The following is a 12,857-nucleotide window of genomic DNA, read 5'->3' as shown; positions in this document are numbered from 1 at the left end:
TATTCCCTGGTCACATTCCTCTTTCTGTAGTCCAACACGTATGGTCGTTTTTGGACTGTTTTCCGGAAAACAGCCCAAAAACCAAGAGGCTTGTCTAAGAACAGTGACCTCGCTGCAAGTCAAAAGAAGGCCTGCCAGCGCCGCCCTTTCTTAAAGGATGTTGATCCGTAGCATTTCCTTAAAAGCCAGGCATGGAGGTTCATGAGCACGTCACAGGCAGCAGTTATCCTTACAGTTGTAATGCATGCTGATGCCGTACCTTCCTTGCTCTGCAGGCCGTCCTTTCACACTCCATCGTTTTCGGCCTACTTTTCAGAAAACAGACCGAAAACGAAAGCAACCGCTAAGCGGGCGTTCTCGCGTTTGCCAAGCTAATTAGGAGAGTACCTTCTGCACAGTTGATGACATACATCATCTGCCCGCCTAACTCCCGTCATGTGGCGCTGTTCCCTTTTGCCTTACACTTGTAACATGGTTCAGGGACCAAGTAGTAGGCTTTACATCAAAGCTTATCAGGTCTCTTACGACCTTGGTATAAAGGTAAAAATATAATAAAATAAAAAAATACCTTTTTATCTTTTATTTACAAAGTGGGTGTTCTACCTTTATCTCAATGAGTAAAACATTCATCTAAAACCTTATTATCATGATCACTTCAGAAACCATAGACACCCTAGACGTCACCACCTTAGAACCCCGCATGAAGCACCCTACCATCTTTGACTGGTTTGATGCCCGCAAAGGAGGAGAGGCCTTCATCATCCATAATGACCATGACCCCAAACCGCTGTACTACCAACTATTGGGGGAGCGGGGCAACATCTTTAAATGGGAGTACCTGGAGCAGGGACCCGAAGTATGGGAGGTGAAAATCTCTAAGCTCACGCCCACTGAAGAAGAAAGCATAGGCGAGTTGGTGGCCAAGGATTTCAGGAAAGCGCAGGTGTTTAAGAAATACGGCATTGACTTTTGCTGCGGCGGTAAAAAATCCATTGCCCAGGTGTGTGAAGAGAAAGGCATAGATGCGCAGCAGGTAGAGCAGGAACTGAATGCGCTCACAGACACCGCCGCCGTGCCAGACACTGACTTCCAGAGCTGGGACCTTTCCTTTCTGGCAGATTACATTGTGAACATCCATCATAAGTATGTACGCGAGGCCATTCCTGCCCTCTATGAGTACACCACTAAGATAGCCCGGGTACATGGTGGCCGCCATCCGGAACTGATAGAGGTGGCCAAACACTTTACCAACGTGGCCAATGAGCTGGAGTCGCACATGCCCAAGGAAGAGCGCGTGCTGTTTCCGTTCATTAAACAATTGAATGAGGCCAAGCAGAAGGGTGAGAAACTGACACCACCGGCGTTTGGCAGTCTGCAGAACCCAATCAACATGATGGAGATGGAGCATGAGGCCGCCGGCGGTGAACTGGAGGCCATCAGAACCCTAACCCATGATTACGCCCTGCCAGAAGATGCCTGCGCAACCTACCAGGTGGCCTTCGCCAAGCTGCAGGAGTTTGAAGATGACTTGTTCCGTCATATTCACTTAGAGAACAACATACTATTCCCCAAAGCGCTTGAATTAGAAAAAGAGGTTTTGTAACGAGGTAAAAGGGCGGGTCCAGGTGGGCCTGCCCAATTCCACATTTTATAGGGCCCAGCCCACTACCGTCATGAAAACTACCGTGACACCCCAAAAAAGAGTTAAAAGCTTAGTACCCCTTTCAAGAGAGCACCACTTTGGCCTCTTGTTCTGCTGGAAGATTAGACAAGGCCTTAAAAACGGGACCGACGTGGCTCTGTTGCGTGCTTACACCCGTTATTTCTGGGATAACGTGCTAAAGGCGCACTGCCAAGAAGAAGAATGGCTGCTGGCCCGCGTGCTGCCGCAAGACAATGAGGTACGCATGCGGCTCATAGAAGAGCACAGATTAATCCAGAAACTGATAGAGCTCATTCAGGCAGGCAGTCCCCTCAACAAGGAGCTGTACAAAGTCCTGGACAAGGACCTCACAGACCATATACGCTGGGAGGAGCGAGAGCTGTTCCCGTACCTGCAAAACCTGGTGCCCGCCGAGGACCTGGAGCTGGCCGCCAAACTACTGCAACACCAGCATGAACCCAGAGAAGATGCCTTTACGCCAGAGTTCTGGAATGTGAAAGCCAAAGCCGCCTAGCCATGGAAATAGCCCCCGACACCAAGATATCTGCTGTGCTGAAGGAAAACCCTGCCGCCATGGAGGCCATTGTGTCCATTAACCGCCATTTTGAGAAGCTTCGCAACCCGGTTCTGCGCAAGATTCTGGCGTCCAGGGTCACCATAGGGGAGGCCGCCCGCATTGGGGGCTGCCAGGTAGAAGACTTTTATGAGAAGCTAGCCCCGCTGGGGTTTGAGGTGAAAGGCCAGGCAACGCCTTCCGGGAAAGTGGCAGAAGCCCAGGATTCTACTTTTCCGGAGTATTTGCAGAACCTGCCGTCCAGCGCTTTCCATTACCTGGACGTGCGCGAGGACCTTGCCAACGGGAATGACCCATTCCTGCTTATCATGAAAGCGGTGGAGCAGCTAACCGATAAAAACACCCTGGTGCTGGTCAACACGTTTGAGCCAACGCCTCTCCTCCAGATCCTGCACAAGCGCGGGTATGACAGCTACACAGAGGTAAAAGGCCCTGACCTGGTGTATTCTTATTTCTGGCGGAAAGGAGAAGTAGTTACCGCCTTGCCAAGCCAGCCGGCTACCCAGGATTTTGAGCAGCTTCTGGCACAATATGCAGGTAGTTTGAAAAAGTTGGACGTGCGCGAGATGGAGATGCCTTTGCCTATGGTGACCATTTTAAATGAACTGGAATGGTTGCCTACCGGTCATGCCCTGCACGTGACCCATAGACGGGTGCCACAATTCTTGCTCCCCAGGTTAGAAGACCGGGGCTTTCAGGTGGCCATCCAAGAAGCTAAGCCAGAGGAAGTGTATTTGCTCATTTTTAAACCTGCCTCGTCATGAGTCCTGGCACAACGTCCAATTCTCCGGGCAAGTGGGTGGTGTTGCCGCACTATGCCTTTGCGGCAGTGGCCTTTCTGACCCTTAACGTGTTGTTGCTGTTCTCAACAGACGCGTTTAGTGGGCACTACTTTCATCCCAAGCTCCTCACGCTCACCCATGTGGCCGTGTTAGGCTGGGCCACCATGGTCATCTTCGGGGCATTGTACCAGTTGCTGCCCGTAGTCCTGGACGTAAGGCTTTACAGTGAAAAGCTGGCGCTCTGGACGTTTGGTTTATTAGGCACGGGTACCATCCTGTTAGCATATTCTTTCTGGTTTTTCAGGTTGGGTCTGCCCATGCATCTGGCAGCCTGTTGTCTGTTTCTGTCCTTTCTCCTGTTTTTTATAAACGTATGGCAGACGGCCAGAAAAGCGCCGGTCTGGACCATAGAGGCAGACTTTATCGTCACCTCTGCCGGGTGGCTGCTTTTGACGGGATTTGTGGGGCTGTTGATGGCCGTTAACTTCACCAATCCCTTTCTGCCCCAGGACCATTTGCATTACTTGAAATTACACGCGCACATTGGCATGGGCGGCTGGTTTTTATTACTCATCATAGGCGTTGGCTCCAAGCTCATTCCCATGTTCCTGTTATCGCATGCGGGTAACCAAAAGCTCCTGAACTGGGCTTATAACCTGATCAACGGAGGGTTGGCGTTGTTCATTTTTGACCATCTGTTATGGCGCACCCAACTGGTACCTGTATACGCCGCTCTGGTAACTGCGGGCTTGGGATTGTTCCTGTATTTTTTACGGCAAGCCTATGTAACCAGACAACGGCCAGATCTGGATTTGGGCATGCGGCAAACATTTGTGGCGCTGTTCCTGTTGTTGGTTCCCATGGCTCTATTATTCATGGTGAGCATTCCCTTGGCACTACCCGCTGCGCTCTTGTCCAGCATTTACCTGGTGTATGGCATCTCTGTGTTTTTGGGTTTTATCACGGCGCTCATTCTGGGGCAGACCTTCAAGACGCTTCCCTTCATTGTCTGGATGCATGCTTATGAAGACCACGTGGGCAGGTTTAAAACACCCTTGCCCAAAGACCTTTACAACCACAAGGTACTATGGCTACAGAACGTCTGTTATCTGGTGGGACTGCTAACGTTGGTAACGGGGGTGCTGCTACGGGAGCAGACGGTCATCTTTGCGGCGGCCATGGGGCTAACGCTGGCTTCTGTTTTGTATACCATCAACGTGTTTTATATGCTGCTACATAAAGTACAAACCTTACACCCTTTCACCTATGGAAACGCAGGCACCAGATAAGACAGAACAAGTACTGGAAACCTTAAAATACATCATTGACCCAGAGGTGGGCATCAACATAGTGGATTTGGGGCTGGTCTACAAGGTGGTAATTGACCAAAAAAGCCTGCTGGTAGAGCTTACCCTTACCACGCCCGGCTGCCCCATGAGCGGAACCATTGAGACGGCCACCCAGCAAATTTTAAAGCGACGGTTTAATGACCTGGATGTACAAGTGCAGTTAGTCTGGTGGCCAGCGTGGACGCCAGAAATGATAACTGAAGAAGGTAGACAGCAATTGGAACAGATGTAATATCTTTACCGCCCTTACCAGGGTGAGGCTAGGAGAGAAAAGATGCTATCAAAGACAACTGAATATGCGCTAAGAGCAATAGTGTACATTGCCCTGCAAAACGCGAAAGACCACCGTACCGGCATCAAGGAGATTGCGAAAGAGTTGGAACTGCCCACCCATTTTATGGGAAAGATCCTGCAGGACCTGGTACGCAAAGGAGTGATTGCCTCCATGAAAGGCCCAGGCGGCGGATTCTACCTTCACCGGCAGGCCAGTCAAATATCGGTATTGGAAGTAGTGAGGACCATTGATGGGTTAGAGGCGTTCAAGAAGTGCGGCATGGGCATGAAAGAGTGTTCAGACAGCCATCCTTGCCCCTTGCACAATGAAATAAAGCAGTACCGTGAACAGCTCTTGAAAACCTTCAGCGGGAAAAGCATACAGACGCTGGTAGACGGCATCAACACAGGCAGGTTCTTTATCACCAACCTGCACCCTGAGTCACCCCAGGAAACCATTCTGCTGATGGATTCTCCAGAAAATTAACAGAGGCAGGCGGCAGCCAAGCGTTTTTATTTCGTTTAAGTTGAATAAAAGTGTAGCTGAGGCGGTGGAAGGAATTTTCCCCCCCATTGCTTATTTTAATTATAGAGCTAAGCCTTGATAGGTTAAGGCATTTTTTTGAAATAGCAATTTGCTATACCGCTGGTAGAATCCTGATAAAGTAAATTTAATTATGGTTTCTTACGCAGGGGCAAGCATTTTAAGTGCACCTGCTTTTTAATAGTTTTTAAAGCCACCTGCCAGGTAAGATGGGAAGGTGGCTTTTTTATTAGACGCATGTTTAAGGCCTTTTTGGAAAGATGGCATACTTGCTTTTTGGTGTTGTGCTTGTCTATTTTGGAGAAGGCATTCACTTAAATCTTGAATGTCTTCAAGTATCCTAACAGCTTACCAGAAAATAATTTCTAGATTAGTCCTGGGCATAAGAAGACAGGTAAATACTCTAATTTAGGGGTGTGCTTTTGACGGTAAAATAGGCAGCAAGTATAGTCCAAATGGATATGTGGGAATCTTTCTGCCAAGCATCTTTAATAAAGTCTGTTTTTGGCTTCTTTTCAGGAAAACAGGCTAAAAACGACTGCCTTTAGAGCGCAAACCTGACAGATGATTTTTTAAGGCTTTGGTGTCCAATGTTTCTTAATAAACTATTTAGAAAGTCACCAGCAAAAATCAATAACCAGCAATCCTATTTAAGCAAATGAGTAGCAGACGTAAGTTTTTAAAATTATCCGCCTTGGGCGCTACTTTCTTAGGCGGAGGCTTCCAGGTAGTGAAAGCATTTGGCGGCTCTTTGAACACAGCTAAACCCGGCAAGCCCATTGTCATTTCTACCTGGGACCATGGCATTCCGGCCAACGCGGCCGCTTGGGAAGTCCTTTCCAAAAACGGCACTGCCCTAGATGCAGTAGAGGCGGGCGTGCGTGTGCCCGAAGGAGATCCAAAAGTACGCACCGTAGGCTATGGCGGTTACCCAGACCGCGAAGGCAAGGTGACCTTAGACGCTTGCATCATGGACAAGGATAGTAACTGCGGCGCGGTGGCGTTTCTTCAGCATATCAAGCACCCCATCTCAGTAGCCCGCAAGGTAATGGAAGACACGCCACATGTGATGCTGGTGGGGCAGGGCGCTTATGAGTTTGCCATTTCTAAGGGCTTCAAGAAAGAAAACCTACTCACCCCAGAGTCTGAGAAAGACTGGAAAAACTGGCTGAAGGAATCCAAATACAAACCGGTCATCAACATAGAGAACCACGACACCATTGGCATGCTGGCCCTGGACGCCAACGGAGACTTGGCCGGAGCCTGCACTACCAGCGGCGCTTCTTATAAGATGCATGGCCGCGTAGGTGATTCTCCTATCATTGGCGCAGGTCTTTTCGTGGACAATGAGGTGGGGGCCGCCACGGCCACGGGCTTAGGCGAAGCTGTCATTAGAATGGTAGGCAGTCACTTGGTGGTGGAATTGATGCGCCAAGGGAATTCTCCTGAAAAAGCCTGCCGATTGGCCGTGGAGCGCATCATTGCCAAGCACAAAGACGTGAAAGATTTGCAGGTAGGCTTCATTGCCCTCAACAAGCAAGGCGAGTACGGCGGCTACTGCATTCACAAGGGCTTCAACTACGCGGTGCATGATGCTAAGGGCAAGCAACTGATTGATGGCAAGAGCAAGTTCTAAACAGCCTTACCAATTAGAAATCTGCGTAGACTCGGTGGCCTCGGCGGTGGCCGCCGAGCAAGGCGGCGCTCAGCGCGTGGAGCTCTGTGATTACTTGGCCGGCGGTGGTACTACCCCAAGTGCGGGCATGATTAGCTTGGTGCGTGAGAGCATTTCCATTCCCCTGCACGTCCTCATCCGGCCACGGCGCGGCGATTTTCAATACTCCAACGCGGAGCTGGAAATCATGAAGCGGGACATTCAGGTATGCAGAGATTTGGGAGCCGATGGCATTGTCATTGGCCTTTTGACCAAAAACGGTAACATAGACGTAGCCAGAACCCAGGAGCTGATAGAGTGCGCGGGCACGCTCAGTGTCACCTTTCACCGCGCCTTTGACCTGACCCGCAATCCCTTTGAGGCCCTGGACCAGTTGCTCACGCTAAACATTGACCGGTTGCTTACTTCTGGCCAACAGGAAACGGCGCTTCAGGGAGTACCTTTGATTAAACAATTGCAGGAAAGAACCGCAGGAAAACTTATCATCATGCCCGGCAGTGGCATCCATCCGGAGAACGTTCTGGGCATTGTCTCTCAAACCGGCGTGCGGGAAGTTCATGCCTCCGTTAGGCGAAGGGTGGAAGGGGAAATGCTCTTCCGGAAGGACTATCCGCCCATGTTAAGCCACAATCCTGTGTCTGAATTTGAACAATTGGTGGCAGATGTAAACCAAATCAGAAAGATGCGTCAGCTTTTGGATGACTTGTAAAGGGGTTAGGTGGGAGTAATTATAACACTTTGTCTACTGGTTCAATAAATATGTAAAATAGATTTTTATTTTTGGCTTGTTTTCTGGAAATCAGGGCAAAAATGAATTTGAGTATACTGTGTACATTTGGCCAGTAGGTTAACGGCCTTTCCATGAAAAAACAATTCCTCCTATTACTGTTTTGGGCTTTGCTTCTGGTGGCCATGCCCACCGCTTTAGTTGGTCAGACGCAACTTAACAGATACCATCTTATTCCCTATCCAAGCTCCGTAGTACCCCAGTTTGGGAATTTCACAATCTCGGCCCAGACAAAACTGGTGTTACCGGCTGAGAGCAAAGTCTTTGAAAAGGAAGCGAAACAGTTGCAGGACCTGCTCGCTAACCACTTTGGCAAACCACTAAGGGAAAGTAAAAAGGAGGGCACCAACAGCATTTTGTTGAAATTTGACCAAGACATTACGGCTCCAGAAGGGTATATGCTCTTTATCTCGCAGGACCAGGCTGTGGTATCAGCCAGAGAACCCGCAGGCATGTTCAGGGCGGTGCAAACAATCAGACAACTGCTACCACCGTCCATTGAGAAACCGGCTGTAGCCTCTTCTCGCCAAGCCCTTTCATTGCCAACCGTACAAATCATTGATGCGCCGTCCTTTGCTTGGCGGGGAATGCACCTGGATGTGTCCCGGCATTTCTTTACCAAAGAATACCTCAAAAAGTACATAGACCTGCTGGCCCTCTACAAATTCAACAAACTTCACCTGCACCTCACAGATGACCAGGGTTGGCGCCTGGAAATCAAGAAGTATCCAAAACTGACGGAGCAGGGTGCCTGGCGCACCTTCAACAACCAAGACTCAGTGGTGATTAGGCAGTCAAAAGAGAACCCAGACATGGCGCTGGACCCTAGGCATCTGGTGCAACGCAACGGGCAGACCTTGTACGGCGGCTTCTATACGCAGGCAGAAATGCGGGACATCATTCAATACGCTAGCGCCCGCCACATAGAAATCATCCCTGAGATTGACATGCCGGGTCACATGAAAGCCGCCATTGACGCCTATCCGTTCCTAACCTGCGGCGAGGCGGGCTGGGGCAGAACGTTTTCGGTGCCCATCTGTCCCTGCGAGGATACCACCTATGAATTTGCTGAGAACGTGTTCCAGGAAATCATTGACCTATTCCCCAGTCAATACATCCATCTAGGCGCCGACGAGGTGGAGAAAACCACCTGGGCCAACGCGCCTGCCTGTCAGGCCTTGATGCAACGCGAAGGCCTGAAAAGCGTGGAGGAACTGCAAAGCTACTTTGTGCACCGCATGCAAAAGTTCTTCAAGAGCAAGGGCAAAACCTTAATTGGCTGGGACGAAATATTGGAGGGTGGCATCAACTCTGAGGCGATGGTCATGTACTGGCGCAACTGGGTGCCCAAAGCACCATTGCAAGCCGTTCAAAACGGCAACAAGGTCATCATGACGCCCAATGCTCCTTTGTATTTTGACGCGATTCCTGACAAGAACTCCTTGCAGAACGTCTACCAGTTTCAGGTGGTGCCGGAAGGTCTAAACGGGGAAGAAGCAAAAGGCATTCTAGGCGCCCAGGCCAACCTTTGGACCGAGTATGTTCCTTCTGAGAATCGTGCAGAGTACCTGTACATGCCCCGCATGACCGCGCTAGCAGAGGTGGTTTGGTCGCAAGAACGTAACTACGCCTCCTACCTGCAACGCCTCAAATACCACTATCCCCGCCTAGATGCCCTTCAGGTGCAGTACCGCCTACCAGATTTAGAAGGCTTCACTGATAGAATGGTGTTCACTGACCAAACTCTATTGAAGATGGACAAGCCGCTTAAGGACCTTGGCATCCGGTATACAACCGATGGCAGTGAGCCACACGTTGGTTCTCAATTGCTGATAGAACCAAAACCCATTTCAGAAAGCACCTTTTTAAAGTTTGCCGCTTTTACTCCTGCAGGCCGAAAGGGAGATACTTACACGGTGCAGTATGAGAAGCAGACGCTGGCTCCTGCAACTCAGATTAAGAAGACTACTGCTGGTTTGACTGCCCTCTATTACAAAGGCTTTTTCAAGACTACCCAGGCCATGCAGTCATTACCTAAGCCCACCCAAACGATGGTGGTTGAAAGGTTGGCAGTGCCTGAGACTATTAAAGACGGGAGCTTCGGGATTCAGTTTAGAGGGTACTTAGATATTCCAGAGACAGGCATCTACAGCTTTTACCTAACCTGTGACGACGGGGGAGTGCTTAGGATTGCCAACCGCTTGGTGGTAGACAATGACGGCCTGCACGCACCCTTAGAGAAAAGTGGGCAAGTTGCCCTAGAAAAAGGACTGCACCCGCTGGAACTGGACTTTATAGAAGGCGGTGGTGGATACACGCTTCCGTCTTTGCTTTACAGCAAAGACGGAAGCTACCCGCAACCCATCCCGCAGAGCTGGTTAAAACGATAGTAAGGCTAGCCGTTTTTGGCCTATTTTCTAGAAACCAGGCCAAAAACGGCAACAGATTAATTAGAAGGGATTCTCCCCTTGATGGAAGAATCTGCGTTTAATTGAGCGCTTTTCTAGCTTGCCCACAAGGTCCTTTCAGGATGACAATAAAAAAAGGTTGGAAGAAATTAATAGGCTACCACTAAGAAAGGAAGGCCTGGCAATGTGCATTGCCGGGCCTTCCTTTCTTAGTCATGCACGTTGGTTGGGCTACTCAGTAAGCTGAGAAGTCGGCCAGCTCTCTTTCGCTACTCCCCAGGTAGGGCTTGGTTTATTGCCCATGTCAAATTCCAGTTTGCCACCTTGCATTAACTCTTTGTGCGTGATGTAAGATTTGGTCATAGGCTTTCCGTTAAGCGTGACCTGTTGAATGTAGATGTTTTCCCGACTGTTCTTCGGGGCTGAAATCTCCAACGTCTTCCCGTTGGGTAAATGAAGCATGGCTTTTTTCACTGCCGGGCTCCCGAAGACAAAGGCGCCGTTGGAAGGATGCACCTGGTAAAACCCAAGCGTAGAAAGAATGTACCAGGATGACATCTGCCCAACATCTTCGTTGCCGATGATGCCATCGGGTTTATCAGTGTACATGGTGTGCACAATGTGGCGTACTTTCTCGGCGGTTTTCCAGGGCTGTCCCACGTAGGGGTAGAGGTAGGTGATGTGGTGACTGGGCTCATTGCCGTGCGCGTATTGACCAATCAACCCGGTGATGTCATTGGAGGCACCCTCGCCCATATCACCCTGCGCGGTGAACAAAGAATCCAGCTTATGCGCGAAGCGCTTTTCGCCACCCATCAACTTCACCAAGCCCTCCACGTCTTGCGGAACAAGCCAGGTGTACTGCCAGGAATTGCCTTCGGCGTAATCGTCCTCGCGGTGTTTAGACTTAAACGGGTCAAAAGGCGTGCGCCAGCTGTTTTGGGAGATTCTTCCGCGCATGAACCGCGTCTGTTTGTCAAAGTAGTTCTGGTAGTTCTGGGCGCGTTTGCTGAAGTATTGGTAGTCTTCCTCCTTGCCCAATTTCTTGGCGACCATGGCAATGGCTCCGTCACTGATGGCATATTCCAGACCTTTAGCCACGCTTTCTACTTCATCATCTGCTGGAATATACCCCAGCTCCTTCACTTTCTTTAACCCGAATTCATTGCCCATGGCGGTGGCTTTCATGGCTTCATAGGCAAGGTTCTTGTCAAAGCCATCAAAGCCTTTCAAGATGGCGTCTGCCACTACGGGTACGCCGCTGTAGCCTACCATGGTGTTGGTCTCATTGCCCATCAAATGCCATACCGGTAGTTTGCCTTGCTGTTGGTAAATGGCCAGCATGGAGTTGACCATGTCGTTCACGCGGTTGCTTTGCAAGATAGTGTACAATGGGTGCGCTGCCCGGTAGGTATCCCAGAGCGAGAAGGTGGTCAGGTTGGTAAAGTCAGCTTTGGGGTATACTTTCTTGTCGGTGCCGCGGTAGTCGCCGTTGTGGTCATTGAAGATGGAAGGTGCAATCATGGAGTGGTACAGGGCGGTGTAGAAGGTGCGCATTTGGGCCTCATCCAACGCTTCAATCTCTACTTTCTGCAGTTCCTTGTTCCAGGCCAGGTCAGCCTCGCGCACTACCTGTTCAAAATTCCAGTGCGGGACTTCGGCGCGAATGTTGGCCAAGGCATTTTCTGAACTCACCGGTGAGATGCCCACTTTTACCAAGACCTTCTCGCTGGCTTTGGTTTGAAAGCGCGCGATGCCCTTAATGCGGGTTCCTTTTTGGGCGGGCGTAGGCGAGGTGGCGGCGGTGTCATAGACCTGGTAACTCTCAAATTTTTGAATTGGCTTGGAGAAAACTGCCGTGAAGTAAACGCGCTGGTCACTGGCCCATCCTTTAGAAAAGCGGTAACCAGCAATGGTCGTGTCATTCAGTTGTTCAATGTAGGTCTCAGTGGGTGTGTCCCAGCCAATGCCTTCCTTCAAGTCAAAGATCATGCTGGCCTGATCTGCCTGCGGAAACGTGTATTGGTGCATTCCCACCCGTTCAGTGGCCGTTAGCTCTGCCTGAATGTTGTAGCGTTTAAGTTTTACCGCGTAATATCCCGGTTTGGCTTTTTCATCAGAATGCGAGAATAAGGAATAATAACCGCTGTTGGGATTTTTGAGGCTCCCGCGCACCAAGGTTACATCTCCGGTGGTAGGCATGACCAGAATATCGCCTAAATCACCAATGCCTGTGCCGCTCAAGTGCGTATGCGCGAAGCCCACGATGGTAGAATCTGAGTAATGATACCCTGAGCACCAATCCCAACCGTGTGACATGTTGGTAGGCCCCAATTGCACCGCCCCAAACGGCACGTTGGCACCCATGAACACGTGCCCATGAAAACTGGTGCCAATGTACGGGTCCACCCACTGCGTGAACTGCCTAGATGTAGAAGAGTTCTTCTGTTGAGGAACCTTCGTGCAGGCAAGTACCATGATCCCAAAGAGAAAAACCAAGAGGAGGGGTAGTCTTGACAATACTTTTAGTTGCGTGCGCTGATGGGGCATAGGACAGATGATTTTGGACAGTGTTCTAAATGCGGGTAAGTGCTGTAAATGTATCAGTAAAAACAGCTTCGTCGCAATTTTGGCTTCCCAAAAGGCTTGTAAACCGAATACCGAATTTTGTTAGATATATTTAAGGCTTGGAATAAAAGAAGCCGCAAGCCTCAAAAATAGTAAGTTGAATAAATGAATTCGTCAGGGAGAATTAGGCATGGAAACGGGTGCTTTGAGGTTTCTTTTTTAAGCAAAATTAAA

General features: G+C 49.9%; 10 protein-coding genes. 9 read left to right on the top strand and 1 reads right to left on the bottom strand.

From position 1 onward, the window contains the following. The first annotated feature begins 646 nt into the window (after positions 1-646). From ric to ABD880_RS05710, 9 genes are all read left to right on the top strand, one after another. A complete protein-coding gene (ric, locus tag ABD880_RS05750; RefSeq protein WP_345163418.1) occupies positions 647-1,603 on the top strand; it encodes an iron-sulfur cluster repair di-iron protein in 957 nt (318 codons plus the stop codon). A gap of 70 nt (positions 1,604-1,673) precedes the next feature. After that, on the top strand, positions 1,674-2,177 hold the full coding sequence (locus ABD880_RS05745) for a hemerythrin domain-containing protein (RefSeq protein WP_345163415.1): 504 nt from the start codon (positions 1,674-1,676) through the stop codon (positions 2,175-2,177). 2 nt (positions 2,178-2,179) lie between these two features. After that, positions 2,180-3,001 carry a DUF2249 domain-containing protein gene (locus tag ABD880_RS05740; RefSeq protein WP_345163412.1) on the top strand — a complete coding sequence of 274 codons (822 nt, stop codon included), beginning with the start codon at positions 2,180-2,182 and terminating at the stop codon, positions 2,999-3,001. After that, positions 2,998-4,308, top strand: coding sequence for a cbb3-type cytochrome c oxidase subunit I (locus ABD880_RS05735; RefSeq protein ID WP_345163409.1), 1,311 nt, complete (start codon positions 2,998-3,000; stop codon positions 4,306-4,308). The genes ABD880_RS05740 and ABD880_RS05735 overlap by 4 nt, the downstream gene beginning before the upstream one ends. Continuing rightward, positions 4,286-4,600 (top strand): metal-sulfur cluster assembly factor, encoded by a 315-nt coding sequence (locus tag ABD880_RS05730; protein WP_345163406.1) that lies wholly within the window; start codon positions 4,286-4,288, stop codon positions 4,598-4,600. Before ABD880_RS05735 ends, ABD880_RS05730 begins: the two co-directional genes overlap by 23 nt. A gap of 42 nt (positions 4,601-4,642) precedes the next feature. Further along, entirely contained in the window at positions 4,643-5,128 is a 486-nt protein-coding gene (locus ABD880_RS05725) for an RrF2 family transcriptional regulator (protein ID WP_345163403.1), read from the top strand. A 715-nt stretch (positions 5,129-5,843) separates the two neighbouring features. Then, complete coding sequence (locus tag ABD880_RS05720; RefSeq protein WP_345163400.1) at positions 5,844-6,821, top strand: isoaspartyl peptidase/L-asparaginase family protein; 978 nt, start codon at positions 5,844-5,846, stop codon at positions 6,819-6,821. Beyond that, positions 6,802-7,569, top strand: coding sequence for a copper homeostasis protein CutC (locus ABD880_RS05715; protein ID WP_345163397.1), 768 nt, complete (start codon positions 6,802-6,804; stop codon positions 7,567-7,569). Before ABD880_RS05720 ends, ABD880_RS05715 begins: the two co-directional genes overlap by 20 nt. Positions 7,570-7,721: 152 nt before the next feature. Then, positions 7,722-10,037: a family 20 glycosylhydrolase gene (locus ABD880_RS05710; protein WP_345163394.1), complete on the top strand. Its 2,316-nt coding sequence runs from the start codon at positions 7,722-7,724 to the stop codon at positions 10,035-10,037. A gap of 249 nt (positions 10,038-10,286) precedes the next feature. Here the strand turns inward: ABD880_RS05710 and ABD880_RS05705 are convergent, their stop codons facing one another. Beyond that, positions 10,287-12,605 carry a GH92 family glycosyl hydrolase gene (locus ABD880_RS05705; RefSeq protein ID WP_345163391.1) on the bottom strand — a complete coding sequence of 773 codons (2,319 nt, stop codon included), beginning with the start codon at positions 12,603-12,605 and terminating at the stop codon, positions 10,287-10,289. Positions 12,606-12,857 lie beyond the last annotated feature (252 nt).

The organism is Nibribacter koreensis, assembly GCF_039541795.1.
GTDB lineage: Bacteria > Bacteroidota > Bacteroidia > Cytophagales > Hymenobacteraceae > Nibribacter > Nibribacter koreensis.
This window is presented reverse-complemented; position numbering and strand designations above follow the sequence as displayed.

Excerpts from the sequence above, each read along its gene's own strand:
- ric (WP_345163418.1), top strand. The coding sequence starts at position 647 with ATGATCACTTCAGAAACCATAGACACCCTAGACGTCACCACCTTAGAA.
- ABD880_RS05745 (WP_345163415.1), top strand. The coding sequence starts at position 1,674 with ATGAAAACTACCGTGACACCCCAAAAAAGAGTTAAAAGCTTAGTACCC.
- ABD880_RS05740 (WP_345163412.1), top strand. The coding sequence starts at position 2,180 with ATGGAAATAGCCCCCGACACCAAGATATCTGCTGTGCTGAAGGAAAAC.
- ABD880_RS05735 (WP_345163409.1), top strand. The coding sequence starts at position 2,998 with ATGAGTCCTGGCACAACGTCCAATTCTCCGGGCAAGTGGGTGGTGTTG.
- ABD880_RS05730 (WP_345163406.1), top strand. The coding sequence starts at position 4,286 with ATGGAAACGCAGGCACCAGATAAGACAGAACAAGTACTGGAAACCTTA.
- ABD880_RS05725 (WP_345163403.1), top strand. The coding sequence starts at position 4,643 with ATGCTATCAAAGACAACTGAATATGCGCTAAGAGCAATAGTGTACATT.
- ABD880_RS05720 (WP_345163400.1), top strand. The coding sequence starts at position 5,844 with ATGAGTAGCAGACGTAAGTTTTTAAAATTATCCGCCTTGGGCGCTACT.
- ABD880_RS05715 (WP_345163397.1), top strand. The coding sequence starts at position 6,802 with ATGGCAAGAGCAAGTTCTAAACAGCCTTACCAATTAGAAATCTGCGTA.
- ABD880_RS05710 (WP_345163394.1), top strand. The coding sequence starts at position 7,722 with ATGAAAAAACAATTCCTCCTATTACTGTTTTGGGCTTTGCTTCTGGTG.
- ABD880_RS05705 (WP_345163391.1), bottom strand. The coding sequence starts at position 12,605 with ATGCCCCATCAGCGCACGCAACTAAAAGTATTGTCAAGACTACCCCTC.